This window comes from Streptomyces liliiviolaceus (genome assembly GCF_018070025.1).
Lineage (GTDB): Bacteria > Actinomycetota > Actinomycetes > Streptomycetales > Streptomycetaceae > Streptomyces > Streptomyces liliiviolaceus.
Map to the genome: position 1 here is coordinate 5,794,052 of NZ_JAGPYQ010000001.1, position 24,349 is coordinate 5,818,400.

The window sequence follows — 24,349 nt, forward strand, 5'->3', positions numbered from 1 at the left end:
CATGGCAGCCGGGACCGACAGCCGCTCCCGGTCCGGCGAGCGGAAAGCGGATGGAGGCACAGTGCGCGCGATGCCCAGGAGCACGATGCCCAGGCGTACGACGGCGGCGGCCGTGTTCGCGGCCATCGTGCTGAGCCTGGCCGGTTGTTCCGGTGACGGCGGCGAGGACACGACGCGGTCGTCGGATCCTTCGGCCGGCGCCACGGCCTCTCCTTCCACCTCCGCGCCCGGCGAATCCCCCAGTCCCACCCCGACCCCGACCCCACCCCCTTCGGCGACGGACGCGGCCTCCGCCTCGGTCACGGCCCCGCCCTCCGCGAGCCCGTCCCCGGTGCCCACCGCGGGACAGCGCCAGAAGCTGGTGACCATGACCGTCACGGGCGGCTTCGCCGGGGTTCAGCAGGAGGTGATCCTGCGCGGCGACGGCACGGTCCGCACCAGCGACAAGGGTGACACCGACGTACGCCGCACCAGCGCGGCCCAGTTCACGCGGTTGCGTACGCTGCTCGGGGACCCGGCGCTGGACGGCGTCCCCACGTCCACCGTGGACAAGGGCGCGGCCGACCTGTTCCAGTACACGCTGCGCTTCGACGGCCGTACGGTCGTCACGGACCGCTCCGCGGAACGGCCGCCGCTCGACCGGCTCATCGACGCCCTCGGCAAGTGGTTGCCGGCCTGACGGCTCACACCGGTGAGCCCTCGGACGCGTCGCGGACGGCACCGATCCGACGGAGTTCCTTGAGCGGGTACGGCGTGTGCTTGCTCTCGTCGGTGAGCCGGCGGATGAAGTCCGCCATCACCGCGGCGAGCGGCGCGTCGCGGCTGAGGACGGCCGCAATGCCCGCCGGAACCCCGGTGGGACGCTCGCCCTCGGCGTACGCCCGCACCTGCGCCGCACGTCTGTCCCTGCCGTGCAGGGTGGCGACCAGCCAGTTCACCAGATAGCCGGCCGCATAGCAGCGGTCGTAGCCGCGATGCAGGTCGAAGAACTCGCGCTCCTCCCGCGTCAGTTCGAACCGGGAGGAGAGGGCGAGGCCGTAGTCGGCGAAGTAGAGGCGCTCACCGTCGGTGAGAATGTTCTCGAAGTGGGTGTCGAAGTGCAGCAGACCCCGGCCGTTCATGAAGGAGGTGCCTGCTTCCAGCTCGCTCTCCACCATGGCGCAGGCCCGTTCGGCGGCCTCGTCGCCGGCGGCCAGTTGCCGCCCCAGCCACTGGTGCAGGTTCTGCGGGACGTACTCCAGGAACAGCGCGATGCTCGCCGAGGAGTGCCGCAGGGCGTCGATCCGCCAGCGTACCGCTGATCCGCCGCTGTCCCAGCTAGCGGTGGCCCGTTCCATGTCGGCCAGTTCCTCGTACAGGGGCGTCGAGTCCGGCAGGATCCGCCAGTGGTGCATCAGGGGGAAGCCGTCGTACTCGCCCGCGAGCACCCAGTTCGTCGTCATCGTGTGCACGGCGAGCTCTCGCCAGGCCCCGAAGCCCGGCCCGCCGACGCCGTACTGACTGAAGAGCGGCAGCCCGAACAGGTTGGCGGTGGAGCGTATGTTCCCCGGCTGCCGTTCGAGGTCGGTGAGGGGCACCCGCTTCACGAAGACCCGCGTTCCGCCGACCTCCAGCAGGGTCGTCCTGCCGCCGATGCCGGTACCGGTCGTCCCGGCGGCGTCCAGAAGTTCCTGGAGCGCCCGGTCGCCAAGCAGGGCCAGTGCCGTGGAAACGGCTCCGTGGGCCGCGAGCCGCGCACTTCGGCCCGTACCGCCGTATTTCACCGTCGACTCCACTCCGAATGATCCCCAAATGCGCCCGCATGCATGTTCGAGAACTCCCCCGTTCTACGTCACATTAAGTGAGGTCCAGGAAAGTCGGGGCAGAAGGAACGGAATCCGATGGGAGGTCGTCGTGGATGGTGGAGATCTTGAACTGGGTGAGCTGTTGGCCTCTGCGGAGGCCGCGCCACCAGGAGAGTCGGTCGACGTGGTGGCACGCAACCTGCAGAAGCGCTTCGGTGCGGAGCACGTGTCGTTCCTGTTCGTCGACCTCATCGGTCATCGGCTCGTACGGCTGACCCCGGCCGACGAGGACGAGGAGACCGAGCCGATAGAGCTGCAGGGCAGCGTGCACGGCATGGTGCTGCGCAGCCAGCGCCAGCATGTGGAGGTGGACGGCCAGGGCAACCAGCGCATCATCACGCCGGTGTCCAACCGCGGGGACTGCATCGGCGTGCTCGAAGTCACCCTGCAGCACGCGGACGACACGGTACTGAGACAGGTGCGGGAGGCGGCGCACGCGCTGGCCTACATCATCGTCACGGACCGCCGCTTCACCGACCTGTACCACCTGCGCCGGCGCACCACCGACGCCAGCCTGGCCGCGGAGATCCAGCACCAGCTGCTTCCCACGGCGTCCAGTTGCGAGTCGTCGCAGTTCACGCTCGCCGCGGGACTGGTCCCGGCCGACGACATCGGCGGCGACACCTACGACTACACCCTGGACCGCGACACCCTGCATCTGTCGATCACCGACGCCATGGGCCACGACACCGATTCCGCCCTGCTGGCTACCTTGCTGCTCGGTGCGCTGCGCGGGGCCCGCCGCAGCGGCTGCGACCCGGTCGCACAGGCGCAGCAGGCCCACCAGGCGCTGATGAAGCACCGCCGAGGCCTGGCCACCGGGCAGCTGCTGTGCATCGAACTCGCGTCGGGTGTCTGCCGACTGGTCAACGCCGGTCATCCCTGGCCCATGCGACTGCGCGACGGGGCGGTCGAGGCGATCGAACTCGCCATCAATCTGCCGTTCGGCGTACCGGCGCCGATCCCCTACCGCGAACAGATACTGCAACTGCGGGCGGGAGACCGGCTGATACTGCTCACCGACGGCATGCAGGACCGCGGTGCCGCCGCCGTCGATCTGGCCGGGGTCGTCCACGAGACCCGCGCGCTGCATCCGCGCGAGGCCGTCCGGACGCTGACGGCCGCGGTCTCGGAAGCAAGCCGGGGCAACCTCGGCGACGACGCCACGGTCCTCATCCTGGACTGGCACGGCAACCGCGCTCCGGCAGGGGACACGGCCGCGGCGAACTGACGGCGTACGACGGCGGGCGGGGTCTCCCGGCCCGCCGTGCTGCGTGCGCTAACACCTCCGTAAGGGCGCCTGCGGAATCTGCCGGTGGCCCTCCAGCAGCGCGCTGCCGAGAGCGGTGGCACTGTGATGCACGCTCTGCCCGCGGCGCTGCGTGACGATCAGGCCCGAGTCGCGCAGCGCCGCGGCATGCTGCGAGACCGACGCCGCGGAGACCACGAGCCGCCGGGCCAGATCGCTGGTCGATCCGCCGTGGTCGGCGACGGCCGCCAGTACCTCGGCGCGGGTCTTCCCGAGCAGGGCGCCCAGTGCCTCCCGGGCCTCGCGGCCCTGGCCGTCGTCGGACTGCGACCACCCGAGATCGTGGGCGACCGGGTAGACGACCACGGGAGGCAGACCGGGGTCGCGCAGTGTGATGGGCGCCCGCCAGCAGAAGAAGGAAGGCAGCAACAGCAGACCGCGGCCGTCGAGACGGATGTCGCGATCGTAGGCGCTGGCCACCGTGAGGACACCGGGCTGCCAGCGCAGGGCGGGATGCAGGGTGGTCAGCATGCCCTCGGTGCCGCCGTCCAGGAGCGCCCGCACCCGCACGGCGCGATCCGCTTCGATCGAGTTCCTCACCTCGGCCCAGTACGGCCGCAGCGCGACGTCGAAGTAGCCGCGCAGGGCCGTGCCGAGGCTGCGCATCGCGTCGGAGCCCGCCTCGGCCAGCGACAGGGTTCGCGCCCCGAGGTTCCGGGCCGCGGCGAGCCGGGCGATGTCACGTCTGAGCCCGCCGCGCGGGGTGGACAGTACGGCGTCGATCCCCGATTCGAGTCCCCCTCGGTCGAGCGCCGGAGTGAGGAAGTCGGCCGAATATCCCCGCGGCGGCGCCAGATCGAACAGCAGCCGGGTGCTGCCGGGCAGGCGGTTGCGGATCCGCCGTTTCCACGCCCCGAAGACGACCGATCCGTCGTTCCCCCCGAGCAGATGCAGGCTGAGCAGCATCTCCCACATGGGATCGGGGCCGCCCGCCATCCTGATACGGGCCATATCCGCTTCCGTGAAGTGGAACTTGAGCATGGTTCCCCCGTGTGCGTTCCTTACGTGACTCGTCCCGTACCCATTTAAGAGCCGTGAGGCGAGACGGGAGTTGCACGAGGGCCGGGAACCGGGCGTGCATTGGCCGGATCCGTTCGGCCCGTCGTCAGAGCCCGCCGACGGGCCCCGGCAGGGGATCACGCCGTGCGGGAGCGTGCCCGCGGGGTACTAGGGCAGACGGACGTCCGGGACGGGCGGCCTTGACCGTTCGGCACGGCGCCGGGCGCGCGCCCGCGTGCCATTCTGACGGAGGCGGGAGTCGTACGCCGGTCCGTCGGCGGGCGCTGCCGCCAGGCTACGAAGGGACCACAGGTGGCTGATCCTCTGAACGCGCCGCCCTCCGACGGCGGAGAAGAACCGTCCGTCGAGGTGGAGTTGCTCGCCGGGCTGCTGGTGAACGAGGAGCGCCCCGAGCAGCCCGTCCTCCTGGACCGCGAGGGCAAGCCCCTCGACACCTGGCGAGAGAACTACCCGTACGAGCACAAGCTGCGCCGTCAGTCCTACGAGCGGCAGAAGCGGATCCTGCAGATCGAACTTCTCAAACTGCAGAAGTGGGTACGGGACACCGGCCGGCGGATCGTAGTGGTGTGCGAGGGACGGGACGCGGCGGGCAAGGGCGGCACCATCAAGCGGTTCACCGAACGTCTGAACCCGCGCGGCGCGCACGTGGTGGCGCTGGACAAGCCCACCGAGAAGGAAGCCGGGCAGTGGTACTTCCAGCGTTACGTCCCCTATCTGCCGGGCGCCGGTGAGATCGTCTTCTTCGACCGGTCCTGGTACAACCGGGCCGGCGTCGAGCGCGTGATGGGCTTCTGCACCCCGGCCGAGTACCGGCACTTCTACACGCAGGCGCCCATCTTCGAGAAGATGCTCACCGACGAGGGCATCGTGCTGATCAAGTTCTGGTTCTCGGTGTCGCGCACCGAGCAGCGCACCCGGTTCGCCATCCGCCAGGTCGACCCCGTCCGGCAGTGGAAACTCTCCCCCACCGACCTGGCCTCCCTCGACCTGTGGGACGCCTACACGGAGGCGAAGGTCGACATGTTCCGGGCGACGGACACGCCGTACGCGCCATGGACCGTGGTGAAGAGCAACGACAAGCGCCGTGCCCGCCTCGAATCCATGCGTCATCTGCTCCTGCTCTGCGACTACACGGCGAAGGACGAGGAGGCCGTCGGCACGGCCGATCCGCGGATCATCGGCTCCGCCAACACCCTCCTGGAGAGCGACGAGGAACCGACGGACCTCTCCCCCACCCCGCTGTCACCCCAGATCGGGGGTCCCGGCCGGCATCCGTAGGGGAGGGCGCGCTCTCTTGGCGCGAGGGAGCAGCAGGCCGTCATCGCCATCGAATCGGCACCGGTGCTGCCGGCCGGCGGGATCGCGTACTTCCTCACCACGACTCTGACCGGACTGCGCCCCGAATGGCGTGCCATGGATCGCAGCCGCGGGCACGGGCGCGGGCGGACAGGCGGTCTCGCGCGGGACCGATCGGGCTGATCGGGCTGGTCGGGCTGGTCGGGCTGGTCGGGCTGGTCGGGCTGGTCGGGCTGGACGATCAGTCCGGGAGTCCGCGGAAGGTCGCCAGGAAAGTCTTCAGCGCCTGTTGGTTGCCCGCGTCCTCCCAGTCGTCGGCCGGTGTCGCCCAGCGGAGGGAGAATCCCTCGCCGCCCCCGATGAGGAATCCACGGCCGAAGGTACGCACGCGCGTGCCCTGGGACTCGTCGACCCATTCCATGTCCGCGGCCTCGCGGCCCTGGTAGGTCGTCGCGCGGATGGCGCCCAGCCTGTCGTATCCGGGCTCCTTGAGCAGCGCGGGCTCGACGGTGTCCCGCCACACGGCCACCGGGTCGGAGCCGACACGCGTGCTGTAGGTGACGGCCAGTTCCCGCGGGTCGCCGTCGGCGCCGAGGACGACCCGGTAGGAGCCGTCGTCGGCGCGGTTCGTGCCGAGTCGCTTCCAGCCCTTGGGCAGGGCCACGGCGAAACCCTCGGACGCCGTGAAGACATGGAAGCCCGCCGGCAGCTTCCCCGCACCCGAGGACGAGGAGGAAGAGGGAGATGGAGAAGGGGAGGAGGGGGAACGGGACGCGGAGGGTGCCGGGGAGGTCGTGGGGGACGCGGTAGCGGACGACGGCGTACCCGCGCCGTCCTCGTCCGCCGTCGGGAGTACGGGGACGGGGCGCGAGGCCGTCGCATCGGCCGCCGAGACGTCGTCGCCCGAACCGTCGCCGGTCGCGGCGAGAGCGGTCATCGTCACCGCGACGACGGCGGCGACCGCGGTCCCGATGAGCGCCGCACGGCCGAGGTTCTTCCTGCTCCGGGCCAGGCTCATCACGCGGTGGGCCGAGGGCCGCGACTGCGCGAGCGACGCCTCCGCGGCGGCGGGGTCGTCGTTCACGACACGGACGAGGGCGTCACGGACCACGGGCCCCGTGAGCCGTTCGCGGGAGTCCTTGCGGAGGAGCCCCTGCACGATCCGGGCGAGCGGGCCGGCGTGCCGCGGGCTGCGCAGCGGCAGCCGCACGATCGCCTTGAGGGTCGCCTCGGGCTGACCGCGGTCACGGAAGGGCGGGCGCCCCTCGGTCATCGTGTAGAGCAGCGCGCCCAGCGCCCACAGGTCGGCCGGCGAACCGTAGGCCTCGCCACGGGCCTGCTCCGGGGACGCGTACGCCGGTGCGCCGAGCCGCGCCCCGGGACCGGCGCCCGCCAGACCGTATCCGGAGACGACCACGCCGCCGTGGTCGCGCACGAACACCTGGCCCGGGCTCAGCTCGCCGTGCACGAAACCCGCGCTGTGCGCGGACTCCAGCACGTCCAGGACGTCGAGCCCGATACGGGCGGCCCGCGCGTGGTCGAGCGGCCCGTACTGGTCGAGGAACTCGCCCAGGGGCACGCCGTCGATCCATTCGACGACCGTCCAGAGGCTGCCGTACTCCTCGACGACGTCGATGACGCCCGCCACCGCGCCCGTGCACCGCAGTCCCATGACCTCGGACGCGTGTCGGATCCGTGCGACGGCCGGCCCGGCCCAGTCCTCCATGGGATCGGGCGGAAGCGGCGTCTGCGTCAGCAGCCTCGGGCGCGCGTACTGGATGTCCTCCCCGTACCAGCAGACGCAGCCCACTTCGTGGTGGACGACCTCTTGGAGCCGATATCTTCCGGCGACCAACTCATTTGCAGCGGCACCCGCGTTGCCCATGCCCATCCTTCGCTGAAGGCTTGCTCCCGGTCACCAGCAATACGCAGAGGGCCATGTCCTGCGTTCAAAGGATCCGCAATTGCTGCGATCGCCGACGGCCGATGTGCCTGCCGCGCCTTGTTCCGGGGGCATTCTCGGAAAAACCGCCGGCCGGAGTACGGGCGCACGAAAACCGCAGGAAAGCGGGACGTGTGACCTCCCCAGGCTCCACGTCCCGCTTTCCTGCGACATGGGGCCACTACCCGCACCCCCCGGGCTTACTCCCACCGATATTCCACCGCGGCTCCACGTCTGCTTCACCGTATGCACCCGGCGCCGGAACACCCGGTGGCATTTCGCCGACAGCGGATGCGTAGGTCGCGAAAGAGGGGGTACATGCGGGCGAGCACCGGGTGAGGACGGACTGCATGGAATCTTTGATCAAGGGCGGAGGCCGTATGGCGCCGCAGCGTAGCCGTATAGAGACCACAGTTGCTCTGGAAGGCGATTCGCCCTGCATCGCCGAGGCCCGTCATCTCGCGGCCGACTTCCTGTCACAGGCCCAGGCCGAACACGGCGTGCCGGTCACGGCCCGGGCGATGGACCTGACCCAGCTGGTGGTGAGCGAGCTGGTCACCAACGCCCTGAAGTACGCGCCGGGGCCGGTCCTGCTCGCTCTGCGGATCGTCGGCGACCTGCTTGAGGTGGCCGTCTGGGACAGCGATCCGGTACTGCCGGTGGCCCGCGCGGCGGACGTCGGACGGGTGGGCCAGCACGGCCTGGAGATCGTGATGGCCATCTGCGAGGGCTTCGAGGTCCGAAGAGAGCCGGTCGGCAAGCACATCACGGCCCGGATCGGGCTGCTCTCCGACACCCACGCCGACGCCGACGCCCGCTGACAGGCGCCTTCGGGCGGACCTGGTTCTCGGATCGGTCCCGTACGCCCCGGAACGCGACCTCCGCTCCGGGGCGTACGGCTTCCCTCGTCCTGCGTTCCGCGCACTCGGCGACTCGGCGACTCGGCGATCGGTGATCGGTGATCGGTGATCGGTGGATGACTCGATGACTCGGCGCGGGGACGCAGTCCGTGTCGCGTCAGTCCACGATCGTGACGCCGACCGGTACCGCTCCGGCCGTCCGCGTCAGCTCACCGCCGAAGTTGCCCTCGACCTCGGCCTTCTCGGCCGCGTTCGGGTAGGGGTTCGTGCACGCGACTCCCGCGCTGGAACCGGACATCAGGCTGGTGCACGGGCCCGGCTTGCGGTCCGGCAGACCGAGGATGTGCCCCAGTTCGTGGGACGAGATACGGATCGTGTTGTAGCCCTGATCGACCGCCTGCCGTCCGATGTAGACGGTGCCGTTGCCGAGCGAGGTGGTCTGGGCGCGGGGCCAGCCGTTGTCCGCCAGGACCCGGATGTTGGCGCGCTGTCCGGACGCGACGGGCTGCAGTTCGACGGCGTCGACGCTCTCGTTCCAGATCGCGGCGCCTCGGTCCACCGCGGTCCTGAACTCCGCGGAACCGCTCGCGTCGTAGGTCACGACCCGGGCGGCGGCGAGGTGGTCCGCGACCGGGGCCGGGGCGGCCACGGCCTGGCCACCCAGCAGGGAAAAGGTCACCGCCAGGACGGCGGCGAGTCCACTGGTCAGCTTACGGACGTGCATGGTCGACCTCCTTGTGGGGGGAAGGTAGTCGTGCACATGACATGACATTCCCTGGCTCCCTGCCCAGCGAGGACGGACGCCAATCCGTCAATCCGGCCGCGTACGACCGCCTACGACCGCGTGCGACCGAGCACGATCACGTACGACCGCATGCGATCACGTACAGCCGCGTACGACCGAGGCGCCGGGACCGACCGCGACACGGACAGGGCCCGGCTCTCCTGTCCGGGGGCCGGGCCCTGCAGTATGCCGCGCCGCGTCAGCCCTGACGGGCCTTGGAACGCGGATCCTTCTTGTTGATCACGAAGACCACACCCCGTCTGCGCACCACCTGCGCTCCGGGCTTGGACTTCAGCGAACGCAACGACTTGCGCACCTTCATGGCCGTGCTCTCCTCCCGCTCATCGGGGCGTCGACGAGTCAGGACGTCGATGCCTTACGGCCGTACCGCCGTTCGAACCGCTCCACCCGGCCCGCGCTGTCGACGACCCGCGCGGTTCCCGTGTAGAAGGGGTGGCTGGCCGACGAGACCTCCACGTCGATCAGCGGATAGGTGGCGCCGTCCTCCCACTCGATCGTCTTCGCCGAGGGCGCGGTCGAGCGGGTGAGGAACGCGGTGTCCGAGGCGCGGTCGCGGAAGACGACCGGGCGGGACACGGGATGAATACCGAGCTTCATGGGGTTTCCTTCCTTACAGCCGTACGCCGCTGGGCAACGGCCTGGTTCATCGCTCCTCGCGGAAGAGGACGTGCTCGCCCGCCACCCGGTCGTACTTGCGCAGGACCAGTCGGTCGGGGTCGTTCAGACGGCTCTTCCGCGTCACATAGGTCGCACCGGTTCCGGCCGTGGACTTCAACGTCACCACCGGACGCGTACCTCTGGCAGCCATGAACGCCTCCTTTCACACCCCCGGACACCCACCTCAATTGATGGGGCCATGTCATTCACGTGCGGTACAACCGGGCCCCCGGTGGATGTATTCCCAACTTCACCGAGGGCCCGGCACGCCGGCTACGGGGTCGCCGTGAGGCGGATCAGCAGCACACCGGGCGTACGCGGCAGCATGACCCGCACCCCCCTTCCGCCCTCGTCCCAGACCGCCGAACCGACGGAACCAGCGGAACCGGCGGAAGCGGCCGAAGCGACGGAAACCGCGGAACCCGCTGAGTCCAGCGAGGTCGAGCGCGGCGACGGATGGAGGATCTCCACGGTCACCTCCCGACCCGCGCCCGCCGCCAGGCATTCGACCGGCAGCAAGACCCCGCTGCCCCCGCTGTCCTCGCGGCCCCCGCGACCCCCGCGCCCCCCGCTGTCCGCACCCTCAACGCCCTCCGCACCCTCCTCGCCGCCCCCTCCACCCCGGCGCCAGACCGACACGTACGCCGTACGGTCACCGCGCACCCGCATGCCCACGGCCGTCCACTCGTCCGTCCACCCCGGCAGACCGAGCGGCCAGAACGGCAGGGCCTCGGACAGGTCCCCGCGGATCGTCTTGTAGACGGCCACCGCGGCCCGTACGAGGGCGAGTTGATGTGCCGACATCCGGTCCAGGTGGCCCGAGAGATGGACCCGGCCGAGCAGTGCCCCGCCCAGGGTGAAGGCGATGAGGTCGTCGTCGAAGGTGGGCTGCGGGTAGGCCCAGACGGCACCCTGCTCGGGCGGGACCGCCGTGGGCGCGGCGGCGGCGATCGGCGGACAGCGCAGCGGGTCCTGCTGGTCGCTGGTGGACTGGAGCTGGGCGACCGCCAGGGTGGCCCCGTCCATCCGCATCCCGCCCGAGGCGCAGTTCTCGACCACCAGGGTCGGGTGGCGTGCGAGCACCCCGGTGAGCCAGCCGAGGTACGCCTGGGCGTGGCCCAGCAGCCCCGCGCCGGGCGAGAGGTCACCGGGCCCGCACGTGCCCGGGTCGACCAGGATGTTGTAGTCCAGCTTGAGGTAGCCCACCCCCCAGTCGCCGACGATCCGGTCGACCGTCCTGTCGAGGTGGGCCCGCGCGGCCGGGTGCCGCAGGTCCAGCTGGTGGCGGCCCTGTTCGACCAGGCGCACACCGTCCCGCTGGAAGAAGGCCTCCGGTGGAAGCTCGGACGCGACCGGACTGCGTACCCCCACGACCTCGGGCTCCAGCCACAGGCCCGGCACCATGCCGCGCTCGCGAATCCGGTCCAGGACGGCGTGGATCCCGCCGTCGGGGAAGCGGCGCGACGAGGGCAGCCACTCGCCGACGCTGTCCCACCAGCCCCGCGTACTGTCGTCGTACCAGCCGGAGTCGATGCAGAAGTACTCCGATCCGGCCGAGGCCGCCGCGTCGATCAACGGGAGCAGCTTCCGCGTCGTCGGGTCGCCCATCAACGTGTTCATGTAGTCGTTGAAGACGACGGGCAGTGCGGCATGGTCGGCGTGCGGGCGACGCACGGCACGGCGGTACGAGGTCAGAGCGCCGAAGGCGTCATCGAGCCCGGAGCCAGGACCGGAGCCAGGCCTGGAACTGCTTCCGGAGCCGAGGGCCAGAACACCCGGCACGGTGGTGAACTCGTCGCCGGGTGCCAGCCGGACCCGCCACTGGTGCTCCGCGTCCGTCGGCCCGTTCAGCGCCAGATACGTACCGTGGTCGCGCTCGCCCACGTCCCAGCGCCAGCCCGCCGGGGACTCCACCTGCCACAACCAGGCCCGGGCGCCGTCGCGTTCGGTGAGGGCGCCCATCGGCAGGTGGCCTCCGCTGGACCAACTGCCGCGCCCGGTGAGGGAGAGTGCGGCCCGGCTGTCGTGCTGGTGGACGTCGACGCTGATGTCGGCGACGGTGTCGCTCAGCGGCTGCGCGTACCAACGGCACTCCGCCAGCCAGTCGTTGCGGGCGCGGTGGACGTCGAGCCGGGCGGGCGGCGGGAGCGCGCCGAGCAGCAGGCTGCTGACGGACTGCACGACCAGCGGTCCGGGGCCGTCGTTGCGGAGCCGGACGCGGGAGCGGAGCACGGGCAGGCCGAGGGGCGAGGACAGCTCGACGAAGGCGGTCAACCCGGTTGCGGGGTCGTGCAGTTCGACGGTCAGGCGGGTCCAGCCGTCGTGTTCCCCGGTGGTGTGCGAGCGGTGGCGCAGCCGCGGGCCGAGGGCGGTGCCGGTGAAGCGCGGCCCGGACCAGCCGCTTCCGTGGCCGAGGGCGGTGAGTTCGACGAGAGGGAGGGGGGCGTCGGCGCCGGACGTCGGCCCCGGGTCGCCGGGACGCGCGAGCCGGACCAGGCGCAGGTCGCCGTCGGGGCCGGCGGCAAGCCCGACCTCCAGCGCCCGATGCCCCCAGGCGATCGTCCGCCGTGCGCCCGCACGGCCCGCACCCGCCACACCCACCGCGTCCGACGTATCGGTCAACGGTCTCCCCCTCTCCATTGACCGCCCCAGGCCACCGCGAGGACTCCACGACCGCCCCCGAGGGCTCCACGACCACGCCGAGCACGCCCGAGTACCGCCCGAACCGGTCGCGTTGATCCACGGGTACGGACTCTTGACGAGCCCCATGTGACCGGTCACAATCCTGGCATGAATGTGACCGGTCACACAAGGCGCTCGGTGAGCATCAGGGACGTCGCAACCGCCGCCGGTGTCTCGTACCAGACCGTCTCCCGGGTGATCAACGCACACCCCAGCGTCAAGCCGTCCACCCGGGAGCGGGTCCTCGCGGCCATCGACGAGCTGGGCTTCCGGCGCAGCTCCACCGCGCTCGCCCTGGCCAGCGGACGCAGCCGGGCCGTGACCGTGCTGACCGCCAACACCACGCACCACGGCTACGCCTCGATCCTCCAGGGCATCGAGGAGGCGGCCCGGGCCTCCTCGTACGCCGTGGGGATCGGTGTTCTCGAATCACCCGACGGGGCCGACGGGGCCGAGGTCGCCGCCCAGGTGCAGCGGGCGGCGGACACCGGCGGCGGCCTGATCGTGATCGCGTACGATCCGGCCGGTGTACGCGCCCTGGAAGCCGTCCCCGAAGGGCTGCCGGTCGTGGGTGTGGTGGAGACCCCCGCCCGGCCGCCCGGCGGCGACCGCCCCTGGGTGTGGACCGACGACCGCGAGGCCGCCTACGAGGCGACCCGCCATCTGCTCTCCCTCGGCCACGAGACCGTGCACTATGTCGCCATCCCCTCCAGCACCCGGCGCACCAGCGCCCGTACCTCCGGCTGGCAGCAGGCACTGAAGGAGGCGGGAGCTCCGCAACCCCGTCCCGTACAGGGGAGTTGGGGTCCGGCGGGCGGCCACGCGGCGGGTCTGAGGTTCGCCGGTGACCGTGCGGTCACCGCGATCCTGTGCGGGAACGACGACCTCGCGCTCGGTGTGATCCGCGCCCTCCACGAGAAGGGCCGGTCGGTGCCCGGCGACGTGAGCGTGGCCGGCTTCGACGACGCCCCGCACTCCGCCTTCCTCACCCCGTCACTGACGACCGTACGCCTGGACTTCACCGGTCTCGGGCGGTCCGCGTTCGGCCTTCTGCACTCCGTGCTGGAGGAGTCCGCGCAGGTCGGCCCACATCCCGTCTCCGTGCCGGAGCTGGTGGTGCGGGAGAGTTCGGGGCCGCCGCCCGGGCACGCATGACCGCGTGCCGCCCGTACCGACCGGTGCCGTACCGGCCGGGTGACGACCACTCAGGTCACGGGGACGCCCGCTCGCACTTCCTGCCCCTCTCCGGCTCCGGCTCCCTCCGCCGGCGCTTCGTTCGACTCCGACTCCCGCTGCCGGAGCGCTTCTTGATGCCCCTGCCCGAGCTCCGTTCGCGAAAGGCATGTCATGAAGAGAAGAGCCCTGCCCGCGCTGGCGTTGATATGCGCCGCCGCCCTGTCCGCCACCGCGTGCAGTGACCCGACCGCCGGGGACTCCGGTTCCCCGGCCGGTGCGGACGGCGAGCAGGCGAAGGTCGATCCGACGGCCCGGCTGGACGGCGTGCAGCTGACCATGTGGACCGCGCAGAACACGCTCAACGCGCCCGAGCAGGTCGTCGACGCCTTCGAGAAGGCCACCGGCGCCCGGGTGGAGACTCAGGCGATCCCGGACCTGTACGAGCAGAACGTGCCGACCAGGCTCGCCTCGGGCGACAAGCCGGACCTGATGTTCTGGCAGCCGTCCGTCTCCACGCTGCCGTTCATCCAGCCCAAGCAGAACCTGCTCACCCTGGACGGCGAGGACTGGGTATCCGAACTCGGCGACACGGAGCGGTCGTTGGGCGTCATCGACGGCAAGCGGTACGCGGCGATCGTCACCAGTCCCGCCATGCTCGGCGTCTACTACAACAAGGACGTCTTCCGGCGGGCCGGACTCTCCGAGAAGGACTTCCCGAAGTCGTACGACGAACTGCTCGCGCTCGGCCGGACCGTCAAGGACAGGACCGGCGCGGCCGCCTTCTACGAGGCGGGCGGCGACAAGTGGCCCATGCAGTGGCAGATGCAGGTCCAGCTCACCGATCTCGACAAGGAGTGGTGGGCCGGCCTCAACGAGAACAAGGAGAAGTGGACCGACCCGGTGGTGGTCGGCGCCATCAAGAAGTACAAGGAGAAGCTGCTCGACGCGGGGCTCGCTCAGAAGAACTACAGGACCGGCACCTTCACCGGGCAGGCCGACTCCCTCTGGAAGGGCGAGTCGGGCATGGTCCTCAACGTCACCTCTTTCCAGAGCCAGTTGCAGGCCAAGCACTCCACGGCCGAGATCGACGAGCGGATCGGCTGGTTCCCGATCGCCAACTCCTCCGCCACGGGCATGTACTCGCCCGACCAGACCAACGGTGTCGTGGCGTTCAGGACCGGTGACGAGAAGCGGCAGAACGCCTCACGCCAGTTCATGGCCTTCTGGCTCGGCCCGGACTACGCCGACTACATCGAGACGATGAGGATCCCCTCGGTCCAGCCGTCCGTGCCGACCCCCGCGGGCCTCCCCCAGGCCTCGAAAGCCCAGGTCGAGGCGCTGCCCACGGCCATCGGCGTCTTCCAGGCCAAGGCGATCGTCGCCCCCGACACCCATCTGTATCTCGCCGACATGATCTACGGGAAGAAGGACCCGCGGCAGGTCGCCCAGGCGATCCAGGACCAGTTCACCCAGGTGGCCAAGGCCCAGGGCGCACCCGGCTTCTAGGCATTCCAGGGACGCTGACGACGCTGAGGGGCTTCTGATGGCGGACACGGCTGTACGCACACGCGGGCGCGCGCGACCTCCGGCGTCCGCCAGGAAGAGCGGGGGAAGGAGAGCGGGGCGGCTGTCCCGCAACGCCGTCCACCATCCGTGGTGGTTCGCCCTCCCGGCGGTCGCCGTCTTCACGGCCTTCTTCCTGGTGCCGAACCTGCTCAACTTCTACTACCCGTTCACCGACTGGTCCTCGTACCACCCGGACATCGCCTTCACCGGCCTCGACACCTTCCGGACCGTCGCCGACGACGGCTCCCTGTTGCGGGCGATCCGCACGACCCTGCTGTACGCCGTCCTGGCCGCGCTCTTCCAGAACGGCTTCGGGCTGGTCCTCGCGCTGCTGCTGGAGGCGGACAGCCGCTTCAACCGGTTCTTCCGGGCCGTCTTCTTCCTGCCGGTGCTGATCTCGGCGCTCGCGACCGGCTATGTCTTCCAGGCCCTGCTGGACCAGGACGGCGCGGTCAACGGCGTCCTCGGCACCGACATCCCCTGGCTGGGCTCGACGACCTGGACGCTGGTCCTGGTCACCGTCATCCACGGCTGGAAGTGGATGGGCCTGTCGATGCTGATCTATCTGGCCGGTCTCAAGGGCATCCCCGGTGAGCTGCTGGAGGCGGCGAAGTGCGACGGCGCCGGGCCGTGGCGGACCTTCCGGTCCGTGCGGTGGCCGATGCTGGCGCCCGCCGTCACCTTCAACGTCACCACGGCGCTGATCGGTTCGATGAACACCTTCGACATCGTGCAGGCCACCACGGGCGGCGGCCCGGCCGCCTCCACCGAGGTCTTCAACATCTACATGTTCCGGATCTTCGGACAGGGCCTCTACGCCCAGGCCTCCGCGATGAGTCTCGTCCTCTTCCTGGTCGTGGTCGCCGTCGCGGTCCCGCTCGTCGTCGGACTGCGCCGAAGGGAGCAACTGCTGTGACCACCGGCGCAGTTCATGCCGTCAAGCGGCCGTCCGCCGCGCGTGCCGTGCCGTCCGCCGCGCGTGCGGTGTGGCGTCTCGGCCGGCCCGCGCTCGTTCTGCTGCTCGCCGCACTCGCCGTCGGCGTACCGCTGTGGCTGGTCGCCGTCACCTCCGCCAAGCCGCAGGCCGAGGCCGTCCGGCCGAACCTGGACCTGCCCCGGCGGTGGCAGCCCGCGGGCAACTACGAAGACGCCCTCGGCCAGGGCGAGATGCTGCGGGGCTTCCTCAACTCCCTGCTGGTCGTGGTGCCCTCGGTCGTCCTCGTGCTGGTCCTGGGCGCCGGCGCGGCCTGGGTCTTCGCGCGGCGCGAGTCCAGGCTGGTCTCGGCGGCGTACGCGCTGTGCATCAGCGGACTGCTGCTGCCGCCCGCCGTCATCACCGTGGTGATGGAACTGCGGCAGCTCGGCCTCGCGGGCACCCGGCCCGGCATGATCGCCGTCTACACCGGGATGTATCTCTCCACGTCGATCTTCTTCATGACCGGCTTCATCCGGGCCGTCCCGCCGGAGCTGGAGGAGGCCGCGCGGATGGACGGCGCGAAGCCGCTGCGGATCTTCCTGCGGATCGTGCTGCCGCTGCTCAGACCGGTCATCGCCACCGCCACGATCATGGTGACGCTCTATGCCTGGAGCGACGTCTTCTACGCCTTCTTCGTCCTCGGCGGCGGCGAGCGGTCGACCCTGCCGCTCAACCTCTACAAGGTCGCCGGTGCGCAGCTCTACCTCAACAACTGGCATCTCGTCTTCGCGTACGTCGTGGTGATGAGCCTGCCCATGGTCGCCATCTTCCTGGTGGCGCAGCGAAGCATCGTGTCCGGAATCACCAGTGGAGCCGTCAAGTGACCGGAGGTCCGACCGCGTGATCACCCCTACCCGAACAGCCCTGCTCACCCTCGTACTCGGAGTAAGCGCCATGGCAGGCACCCTTCCCGCGTCGGAGGCCGCGGCCGCCGCGCCGCAGCGCGTCACCGTCGACCTGGCCGCCTCCGAGGGCCCAGTGATGCGCGGCGCCAACGGCACGCTGTACGGGCTCAGCGACGACGGCGTGCCCAGCGACGCCGCGCTGGCACCCCTGAAGATCACCAGCATCTCGCAGAAGCCGGAGGGCGGCGCCCAGCACCCCAACGGGGACGCGCTCACGGTCTCCAGATCGTTCTTCCGCAACGGCGGCGGCGAGATCAACGTGATGATGCAGGACGTCTACGCCAAGTGGCCGTACGAGGATCTCGGCATCGACGACTACCTGCCCAGGGTCGACAAGATAGTGAAGGAGGTGGCGGCGGACCCGAACAGCGAACGGTTCGTCTACATCCCGTTCAACGAACCCGACCAGATCTGGTACGGCCTCGGCACCTCCGACCAGGCGCAGTACGAGGCGAACCGCGACCGGTTCTTCAAGGACTGGAAGACGGTGTACCGGCGGATACGCGCGGCCGACCCCGATGCCAGGATCGCCGGTCCGAACGAATCCGCCTACCACACACGCCTGTTGACCGACTTCCTCGCCTTCGCGCAGCGGGAGAACGTCCTGCCGCAGGTCATGACCTGGCACGAGCTGGGTTCCGGCTCTCTCCGTGACTTCCAGGGGCACCACGACACCTACCGCTCCATCGAACGCGGCCTCGGCATCGCACCACTGAAGATCAACATCGATGAGTACGCCAACCGCCGTGACCTGTCCGTGCCCGGGCAACTCGCCCAGTGGGTCGCGATGTTCGAGCGGAACAAGGTGTACGCCAACCAGGCCTACTGGGACGCGGCAGGCAACCTCGACGGCAACGTGGTGCGCTCCAACATCCCCAACGGCGGCTGGTGGTTCTTCCGTTGGTACGCGGGGCTGACCGGGGACACCGTGCGGGTGACTCCGCCGCGGGCGAACGCGATCGACACCCTTCAGGGGCTGGCCTCGTACGACACGCAGAGGCGTCAGGCGCAGGTCCTGCTCGGGGGTTCCGCCGGGGACTCCGACGTCGTGGTCCGCAACGTCTCCCGGTCCGTCTTCGGCGGGACGGTCACCGCGACCGTCGCCGAGGCTGCCTGGTCCGGTTACGAGGGCCGACACGCGGCGCCGCGCGTCCTCGCACGGACGAAGGTCCAGGTGGCGGCCGACGGCTCGGTGAGCGTCCCACTGCGCGGCATGCACAAGATGTCCGCCTACCGGATCGTCCTGACGCCGGGCGGCTCGGGCACCCCCGCCACACCCGTCGTGCCGTGGACCGGCTCGTACGAGGCCGAGGACGCGGCCATCACCGGCGGGCAGGTCTACACCCAGGGCACGGTCGACAACGCCAATGGGTACGCGGCCTCCGGGACGAAGGACGTCGGTTCGCTCAACACGGCGGCCAGCAAGGTCGACTTCACGGTGACGGTCCCGAAGACGGGGACGTACGACCTGGCGGTCCTGTACGGCAACCAGTCCGGGACACCGGCCACACAGAAGCTGTCGGTCGACAACCGGGACACGGTCACAGTCACCTACCCCTCCACCGAGAACTGGACCTACCGCGCCAAGAAGGACCTGGCCGTCGAGCTGACCGCCGGCACCCATGTGCTGACCCTGGGCAAGGGCGACGCCGAGGTCACCCTCGACCGCGTCGACCTGACCGCCCGCACATCCGCCGAGCCGTCCGCCTCCTACGAGGCCACGCTGGCGGACCTCGACGGGAAGCCGTCCTTCGACTACTCCTCCTCCGCCGGTGTCGGCACCGGCGCCCTGGTCCTGCGCGCGGGCGACCAGGCGGTCTTCGACGTCTACGCGCCCCGCGACGGCTACTTCACCGTGGTCCCACAGGCCTCGGCGGCGGTGCGGCTCGGCCTGCACGGGGAGACGGTGACGGCGGCGCCCGGACAGCCACTGCGGCTGTATCTCGTGGCGGGCAACAACCGCCTGCGGGTCACGGCCCAGCAGTCCGCGATCCGCTCGCTCGACGTCTCCGGCGCCGGTTCGACCGCCGGCACGCTCTCCTACGAGGGTGCCTCGGCGACGCTGGCGGGCGGGGCCAGGCTCGTCGACTCCACGTACGCCTCCGCCGGTTCGTACATCGGCGACCTCGGCAACAGCGCGTCCAGCACCGCCGAGTTCACGGTGGACGCCCCGAAGGCCGGCCGCCATGTCCTGGTCGTCCACTACGCGCACAACGACCGGCGCGACAACGGCCACGCCTACAACACGGACATCATGTCCCGTACGGCCGACATCACGGTGGGCGGCGCCGCACCCGTCAGGGCCACCTTCAAGAACACCTGGGGCTGGCACGACTACTGGACGCTGAGTGTCCCCGTGGAACTGGAGAAGGGCTCCAACAAGGTGACCTTCGCGAATGCGAGCGGCTGGGCGCCGGACATCGACCGGATCGAACTGGGCCGGATCGTCGGTTGAGCGGTTCGCACGTGGCTTCGCTTGTGGCTCCGTACGTGGGCTCCGCGCGTGGCTCCGCCGGGAGGTCGGTGTGCTGGCTGCGGGTGCGTCGTGGCTGGTCGCGCAGTTCCCCGCGCCCCTTCGGGACCGCCCCCTTCGGGGCGCCCCTGAAGGGGGCGGTCCCGTCGGAACTGAGCGTAAGAGTCCTGCGAAGCAAGGTTTCGACCGAGGTCGGAGCGTTAAGGTTCGCAATATGAACGCACGGCTGGATCTTCTCGGCACGGTGGCCCCCGGTGCCACGGAAAGCGAGGTCTTCCGGCTGGCGCTTCAGCACGCGACGGGAGAGCTGGGCGCGCTGGGCGGGGCGATCCACCTGCGCGGTCCCATGTCCGCCCTGAGACTGGTGTCGGCGGTCGGTCTGCCGTCCGCCCTCACCCGCTCATGGGAGATCGTCGACCAGGAGGGGCCGTCCGCCCCGGCCCTGGCACTCCACCAGGGCGACGGCGTGTGGGTCCCGCTGGGCCCCGGCGACGTCTTCCGGACCGGGTCCGGCCTCGCCGCCCTGCCGGTGTCCAGCGAGAACCGACGCATCGGCGCGCTCACCCTGCTGACGGGTGACCAGGGGGAACCCACCCCCGAGCAGTGGGACTTCCTGCGGGCCGTCGTCGTCTGGGCCGAGGAGCGCATCCTCCAGGCGCCGATGCCGTCCGGGCCCGTCCACACCGAACTCCACGGTGAACGCCTGCGGCAGGCGCTCAAGGAGGTCAGCGTCGGATCGTGGGACTGGGACATCCGTGGCGGTGAGCTGATCTGGGACGAGGCGGCCCTGGAGCTGTACGGCACCAGGCCCGCCGACTTCACCGGGCGCATCGAGAACTGGATGCGGATCGTCCACCCCGACGACCTGCCTTTCACGCTCGCGGCGGCGCAGCGGGCGATCCGCGACCACACCGTGTTCGAGGCCGAGTACCGGGTGCGGCGGCTGGACGGCTCGTACGGCTGGACCCGGGCCCGCGGCCGCGCCACGTACGACGACGGGGGCGAGGCCCTGCGGATGATCGGCGTGGGCTGGGAGAGCAACGAGTCCCGCAGCGCCCGTGACGCCCTCAGCCGCGCCCTGCGCCATATGAGTGACGGCTTCCTGTCCGTGGACGAGCGGTGGCGGATCACCTTCGCCAACCTGGAGGCCGAACGCACCCTGGGCTTCTCCGAGGAGGAGTTGTTCGGGCGCGTCCTGTGGGACCTCCCCTCCGCCCGGCGGATCCCCGGCCTTGAGGCGCGCTGCCGGGAGGCCGCGGCCCAGGAGACGCCCGTCGGCTTCGACGTCCGCACACCCGACACCGGGATCCTCTACCACCTGCGGCTGGTTCCGGGACCCGACGGCCGCACCCTCTACTTCACCGACGTGACCGACAAGCGGCGCCAGGCCGAGGAACGCCGGTCGGCCGAGCTCGCCACGGCCGAGCGGGCGGCCCGGATCGCCGAGCTGACCACGGATCTCGCGAAGGCGACGACCACCCAGGACGTGGTGGAGGCGGTCGCCCGGCGCGTGCTGCCGCCGTTCGCCGCCACCGGGCTGCTGATGCAGGTCGTCGAGGGCGACCGGCTCCACCGCGTCGGATCCGTCGGCTACCCGGACGAGTTCCTGGCCCTGCTCGAAAGCCGCCCCCGGGGCCCCGGCGACCCGGCCTGGGAGCCGATCATGTCCGGCACCCCGCTGTTCCTGTCCTCCCCGGAGGAGTTCGCCGCGTACTCACCGACCCGCGTCGACATGCCCGCCCGGGCCGCCAAACAGGCCTGGGCGTTCCTGCCGCTGGCCGCGTCCGGGCACACGTTCGGTGTCTGCATCGTCTCCTTCGACCGGCCGCGCCTGCTCACCGACGAGGAACGCACCCTGCTGACCACGATCAGCGCCCTCGTCGCCCAGGCCCTGGAACGGGCCCGGCTGTACGACGCCGAACACGCCCGGTCCCGCGAACTCCAGCGCAGCCTGCTCCCCCAGGGGCTGCCCGAACTGGCCGCGTGCACGGCCGCCGCCCGCTATCTCCCCGCGGGCCAGGGCATGGACGTGGGCGGCGACTGGTACGACATCATCCCGCTCTCCGGCGGCCAGGTCGCCCTCGTCGTCGGTGACGTCATGGGCCACGGCCTGCCCGAGGCCGCCACCATGGGCCGGCTGCGCACCGCCGTGCACACCCTGGCCGACCTCGAACTGCCTCCCGACGAGATCATGAGCCACCTGAACGACATCGTCGGCGGCATGAACGAGGAGTCGTACGCCACCTGTCTGTACGCGCTCTACGACTCCACCACCCGGACCTGTTCCATCGCCCGTGCGGGCCATCCGCCGCCGGCCCTGGTGCACCCCGACGGCAGTGTCCACTTCCCGGAGCCGGCCGCCGATCCGCCGCTGGGCGCGGCGAAGCCGCCGTTCGAGACGGTCGAGATCACGGTGCCCGAGGGCAGCCTGCTCGTGCTCTACACCGACGGGCTGGTCGAGTCGGCGAAGCGGGACATCGACGCGGGCATGGCCGACCTGGCCCGGCTTCTGCACAGCACCCACCAGGACGGCACCGACGCGGACCTGGAGCGGCTCTGCGACACCCTGACGGCCGGTCTGCTGCCGGCCGATCAGCAGGCGGCCGACGACGCGGCGTTCCTCGTCGCCCGGCTGCACGCGCTGCCCGAGGACAGGATGGCCGCCTGGCCGCTTCCCAAGGACCCGAAGGCGGCGGGCCAGGCCCGCCGCCATGTGCGCGGGCAACTGGCCGACTGGGGCCTGGACGACCTCGTACCGACCACGGAACTCCTGGTCAGCGAGCTGGTGGGCAATGTCGTCCGCCATGCGAAGGGCCCTGTGCGGCTACGGCTGTTGTACGGCGCCGAGCTGATCTGCGAGGTCTTCGACGGCAGCCTGACGATGCCGCGTATCCGCCGCGCGTCCGAGAGCGACGAGGGAGGGCGCGGACTGCAGCTGGTCACGGCGCTCTCCGAGCGCTGGGGGGTGCGGTACACGCGGACGGGCAAATGCATCTGGACCGAGCAGGGGCTGCTCGGCCCGGACGGCGACGCGGACCCGGCGCCCGACGCCCAGGACCTGATGTTCGACCCGAACCTGTTCGCGGCGGACCTGGACGCCCTGTTGTCCGAGGATTCCGGCACCTCCGCGGACTCCGGGGGCACGGGCTCGTAGCAGCGCGGGCTCGTGGCGGCGCGGGCTCGTGGCGGCGCGGGCTTGTACAGCTCGGGCTCGTACGGCTTGAGGGCTGTCGGGGTGTCCGTCGGCGGGGTCTCCTACCGGCGGAGCTTCTCGCGCGGGACGGGATCCGAAGCCGGTTCCCATACGGAGGGCAGCTCCCGTTCCCTGTTCTCCGCGCGGGCCTGCTCGGTGCCGTACAGCAGGCCCCAGGTGAACCCGGCCTCGCCCGCGGTCTGGGCGGCGACGGCGAGGTCCCTGAGAGCGCCCCGGGCCACCACGCTGTCCTGGTGGTCGCCGAGGACCTTCTGCACCGCCTTGACCCGCTTGCCGAGGCTCCTGGCCGGTTTCCCGAGCGCAGGACGGGCCACCTCCGTCGCGTAGCGGACCTTCTTCGCCGCCTTGCGCGCCTCGTGGAGGGCCACATCGCGTTCGGGGCCGGGCGACAGCTCCAGGGCGTCGGTCATGCGCGTGGCCAGTCGCCCGTACTCCTTGAGGACGGCCTTGGCCATGACCTTCTCGGCGTCCTCGGCGGCCCTGGCGGCCTTGGCCCGCAGCGGCGGGTGCTCCAGCAGCACGGCGAGGGAGTCGAGCAGGTCGAGGTAGCGTCGCGAGCCCAGCGCGTCGAGGCTGCGCAGATGGGACTCCGTGCTGTCGACGACGTTCCACACCCGCAGCCGCGCGTCGACGGGGCCGAGGACCAGTTCCTCCGGCAGGGCCGCGATCTCGCCGCTCAGCCGCTCCATCAGTACTTCCTGGTCGCGCTCGGCGCCCAGCTCACCGGCCAGCCACTTCAGCTCGCCGCGGACCGAGTCGGTGACCTCGCGGTCGAGTACGGACCGGTAGGACCGCAGACAGCTGCGCAGACGACGGCAGGCGACCCGCATCCTGTGCACCGAGTCGGGCCGGTCGCGTCGCACGGCCGGGTCGAGTTCGGTCAGGGCGCGGATCTGCTTCCGCACGTACGCGAGGACCTGGGCGCCCGCCTGACCGGGGTCCGGGCCGGCGGACCCGCCGGGTGCGCCGGCCCTGGTGGTCACGGTCTCGTCGAGGGCCCGGACCAGCTTGGACGGGGAGTGCGCCCGTGCGATCCCCTTCTTGCGCAGCTTCTTCTCCACGGCGTCGAGGAGGGCGGGGTCGGCGTCCTCGGCCAGCTCGACCTCCAGCTCGTTCCACGCGGCATGCCTGCCGTCGGCGCGCAGGGACTGCGCGCGGACCGAGTCCACGCACAGCTCGGCACGCGTCGTGCCGTCGGCGTCAACGAGGTGGCGTACCTCGCGCGTTGAGCGGATACGGACCACCGGGGTCAGCTCCGCCCCGCGGGTGCGGGACCTGGTCAGGTCGAGCAGGGCGTCCGGGACGGTGTCGGTGAGGGCCGAACGGATCTCCTCGCGACTGTCGCCCGACAACGGCAGCTTGAGATGCCAACCGGCGTCGGTGCCGCCGGTCCTGCGGCGCAGCACGGCCGAGGAGCCGGACAGCCGAAGATCGTCGGTGTCGTAGTAGACCGCGTCCAGCTCCTCGGGGCTGCGGTCGACGACGGCGGCGACACCGTCCACGCGCTCCAACTCGGGCAGCCAGGAGGTGTCGGCGGGTGAAGGGACCTCGTACTTTCGTTCTGTTTCTCGCATCGACTGGACCATGTAGTACCGGTAGACACAATCCACCGCCCGAAACACGA

19 protein-coding genes are annotated in these 24,349 nt (G+C 70.8%); 10 read left to right on the top strand and 9 right to left on the bottom strand.

Annotated features, from left to right (window positions below; genetic code table 11):
- Window positions 1–70 precede the first annotated feature (70 nt).
- Window positions 71–679 (top strand): hypothetical protein, encoded by a 609-nt coding sequence (locus tag J8N05_RS25235; RefSeq protein ID WP_247706474.1) that lies wholly within the window; start codon window positions 71–73, stop codon window positions 677–679.
- A gap of 4 nt (window positions 680–683) precedes the next feature.
- Here J8N05_RS25235 and J8N05_RS25240 read toward each other — a convergent pair whose 3' ends face one another.
- Window positions 684–1,763 (bottom strand): protein kinase family protein, encoded by a 1,080-nt coding sequence (locus J8N05_RS25240; RefSeq protein WP_210890369.1) that lies wholly within the window; start codon window positions 1,761–1,763, stop codon window positions 684–686.
- A 130-nt stretch (window positions 1,764–1,893) separates the two neighbouring features.
- Here J8N05_RS25240 and J8N05_RS25245 point away from each other — a divergent pair, with 130 nt between their 5' ends.
- Entirely contained in the window at window positions 1,894–3,075 is a 1,182-nt protein-coding gene (locus J8N05_RS25245) for a PP2C family protein-serine/threonine phosphatase (protein ID WP_210886297.1), read from the top strand.
- 48 nt (window positions 3,076–3,123) lie between these two features.
- Here the strand turns inward: J8N05_RS25245 and J8N05_RS25250 are convergent, their stop codons facing one another.
- Window positions 3,124–4,104 carry an ArsR/SmtB family transcription factor gene (locus J8N05_RS25250; RefSeq protein ID WP_247706476.1) on the bottom strand — a complete coding sequence of 327 codons (981 nt, stop codon included), beginning with the start codon at window positions 4,102–4,104 and terminating at the stop codon, window positions 3,124–3,126.
- Window positions 4,105–4,464: 360 nt separating this feature from the next.
- Between J8N05_RS25250 and ppk2 the strand changes: the two genes are divergently transcribed.
- Window positions 4,465–5,451 (top strand): polyphosphate kinase 2, encoded by a 987-nt coding sequence (ppk2, locus tag J8N05_RS25255; protein ID WP_210886301.1) that lies wholly within the window; start codon window positions 4,465–4,467, stop codon window positions 5,449–5,451.
- A 259-nt stretch (window positions 5,452–5,710) separates the two neighbouring features.
- Here ppk2 and J8N05_RS25260 read toward each other — a convergent pair whose 3' ends face one another.
- On the bottom strand, window positions 5,711–7,354 hold the full coding sequence (locus J8N05_RS25260; protein WP_210886303.1) for a protein kinase domain-containing protein: 1,644 nt from the start codon (window positions 7,352–7,354) through the stop codon (window positions 5,711–5,713).
- A gap of 437 nt (window positions 7,355–7,791) precedes the next feature.
- On the opposite strand from J8N05_RS25260, the gene J8N05_RS25265 reads away from it, so the two are divergent.
- Window positions 7,792–8,232 carry an ATP-binding protein gene (locus tag J8N05_RS25265; protein WP_210886304.1) on the top strand — a complete coding sequence of 147 codons (441 nt, stop codon included), beginning with the start codon at window positions 7,792–7,794 and terminating at the stop codon, window positions 8,230–8,232.
- A gap of 196 nt (window positions 8,233–8,428) precedes the next feature.
- Here J8N05_RS25265 and J8N05_RS25270 read toward each other — a convergent pair whose 3' ends face one another.
- The 5 genes from J8N05_RS25270 to J8N05_RS25290 all read right to left on the bottom strand — a co-directional run bounded on the left by J8N05_RS25270 (window position 8,429) and on the right by J8N05_RS25290 (window position 12,373).
- On the bottom strand, window positions 8,429–8,995 hold the full coding sequence (locus J8N05_RS25270; protein ID WP_210886307.1) for a snapalysin family zinc-dependent metalloprotease: 567 nt from the start codon (window positions 8,993–8,995) through the stop codon (window positions 8,429–8,431).
- A 259-nt stretch (window positions 8,996–9,254) separates the two neighbouring features.
- Window positions 9,255–9,377, bottom strand: coding sequence for a type B 50S ribosomal protein L36 (gene ykgO, locus J8N05_RS25275; RefSeq protein WP_210886309.1), 123 nt, complete (start codon window positions 9,375–9,377; stop codon window positions 9,255–9,257).
- A gap of 38 nt (window positions 9,378–9,415) precedes the next feature.
- Window positions 9,416–9,673 (bottom strand): type B 50S ribosomal protein L31, encoded by a 258-nt coding sequence (locus J8N05_RS25280; RefSeq protein ID WP_210886311.1) that lies wholly within the window; start codon window positions 9,671–9,673, stop codon window positions 9,416–9,418.
- Window positions 9,674–9,719: 46 nt separating this feature from the next.
- Window positions 9,720–9,884 (bottom strand): 50S ribosomal protein L33, encoded by a 165-nt coding sequence (gene rpmG / locus J8N05_RS25285; RefSeq protein ID WP_107014951.1) that lies wholly within the window; start codon window positions 9,882–9,884, stop codon window positions 9,720–9,722.
- Window positions 9,885–10,006: 122 nt separating this feature from the next.
- Entirely contained in the window at window positions 10,007–12,373 is a 2,367-nt protein-coding gene (locus J8N05_RS25290) for an alpha-galactosidase (RefSeq protein WP_407699927.1), read from the bottom strand.
- Between the two features lie 150 nt (window positions 12,374–12,523).
- Here J8N05_RS25290 and J8N05_RS25295 point away from each other — a divergent pair, with 150 nt between their 5' ends.
- The 6 genes from J8N05_RS25295 to J8N05_RS25320 all read left to right on the top strand — a co-directional run bounded on the left by J8N05_RS25295 (window position 12,524) and on the right by J8N05_RS25320 (window position 22,665).
- A complete protein-coding gene (locus J8N05_RS25295; protein WP_210886313.1) occupies window positions 12,524–13,570 on the top strand; it encodes a LacI family DNA-binding transcriptional regulator in 1,047 nt (348 codons plus the stop codon).
- Between the two features lie 192 nt (window positions 13,571–13,762).
- Entirely contained in the window at window positions 13,763–15,097 is a 1,335-nt protein-coding gene (locus tag J8N05_RS25300; RefSeq protein WP_210886315.1) for an ABC transporter substrate-binding protein, read from the top strand.
- A 37-nt stretch (window positions 15,098–15,134) separates the two neighbouring features.
- The gene (locus tag J8N05_RS25305; protein ID WP_210886317.1) at window positions 15,135–16,073 is read left to right on the top strand and encodes a carbohydrate ABC transporter permease; all 939 of its coding nucleotides are present in this window, start codon (window positions 15,135–15,137) and stop codon (window positions 16,071–16,073) included.
- A gap of 47 nt (window positions 16,074–16,120) precedes the next feature.
- Window positions 16,121–16,957, top strand: coding sequence for a carbohydrate ABC transporter permease (locus J8N05_RS25310; protein ID WP_210890371.1), 837 nt, complete (start codon window positions 16,121–16,123; stop codon window positions 16,955–16,957).
- A gap of 70 nt (window positions 16,958–17,027) precedes the next feature.
- A complete protein-coding gene (locus tag J8N05_RS25315; RefSeq protein ID WP_210886320.1) occupies window positions 17,028–19,493 on the top strand; it encodes a carbohydrate-binding protein in 2,466 nt (821 codons plus the stop codon).
- Between the two features lie 232 nt (window positions 19,494–19,725).
- Entirely contained in the window at window positions 19,726–22,665 is a 2,940-nt protein-coding gene (locus J8N05_RS25320; RefSeq protein ID WP_210886323.1) for a SpoIIE family protein phosphatase, read from the top strand.
- A gap of 101 nt (window positions 22,666–22,766) precedes the next feature.
- Here J8N05_RS25320 and J8N05_RS25325 read toward each other — a convergent pair whose 3' ends face one another.
- Complete coding sequence (locus J8N05_RS25325; RefSeq protein ID WP_210890372.1) at window positions 22,767–24,311, bottom strand: CYTH and CHAD domain-containing protein; 1,545 nt, start codon at window positions 24,309–24,311, stop codon at window positions 22,767–22,769.
- Window positions 24,312–24,349: the final 38 nt, after the last annotated feature.

Coding starts and splice junctions, on each gene's coding strand:
- J8N05_RS25265 (WP_210886304.1), top strand. CDS start 7,792: ATGGCGCCGCAGCGTAGCCGTATAGAGACCACAGTTGCTCTGGAAGGC.
- J8N05_RS25315 (WP_210886320.1), top strand. CDS start 17,028: ATGGCAGGCACCCTTCCCGCGTCGGAGGCCGCGGCCGCCGCGCCGCAG.
- J8N05_RS25235 (WP_247706474.1), top strand. CDS start 71: ATGCCCAGGAGCACGATGCCCAGGCGTACGACGGCGGCGGCCGTGTTC.
- J8N05_RS25300 (WP_210886315.1), top strand. CDS start 13,763: ATGAAGAGAAGAGCCCTGCCCGCGCTGGCGTTGATATGCGCCGCCGCC.
- J8N05_RS25290 (WP_407699927.1), bottom strand. CDS start 12,373: ATGGAGAGGGGGAGACCGTTGACCGATACGTCGGACGCGGTGGGTGTG.
- J8N05_RS25325 (WP_210890372.1), bottom strand. CDS start 24,311: ATGGTCCAGTCGATGCGAGAAACAGAACGAAAGTACGAGGTCCCTTCA.
- ykgO (WP_210886309.1), bottom strand. CDS start 9,377: ATGAAGGTGCGCAAGTCGTTGCGTTCGCTGAAGTCCAAGCCCGGAGCG.
- rpmG (WP_107014951.1), bottom strand. CDS start 9,884: ATGGCTGCCAGAGGTACGCGTCCGGTGGTGACGTTGAAGTCCACGGCC.
- J8N05_RS25295 (WP_210886313.1), top strand. CDS start 12,524: ATGAATGTGACCGGTCACACAAGGCGCTCGGTGAGCATCAGGGACGTC.
- J8N05_RS25250 (WP_247706476.1), bottom strand. CDS start 4,104: ATGGCCCGTATCAGGATGGCGGGCGGCCCCGATCCCATGTGGGAGATG.
- J8N05_RS25305 (WP_210886317.1), top strand. CDS start 15,135: ATGGCGGACACGGCTGTACGCACACGCGGGCGCGCGCGACCTCCGGCG.
- J8N05_RS25270 (WP_210886307.1), bottom strand. CDS start 8,995: ATGCACGTCCGTAAGCTGACCAGTGGACTCGCCGCCGTCCTGGCGGTG.
- J8N05_RS25280 (WP_210886311.1), bottom strand. CDS start 9,673: ATGAAGCTCGGTATTCATCCCGTGTCCCGCCCGGTCGTCTTCCGCGAC.
- J8N05_RS25320 (WP_210886323.1), top strand. CDS start 19,726: ATGAACGCACGGCTGGATCTTCTCGGCACGGTGGCCCCCGGTGCCACG.
- J8N05_RS25260 (WP_210886303.1), bottom strand. CDS start 7,354: ATGGGCAACGCGGGTGCCGCTGCAAATGAGTTGGTCGCCGGAAGATAT.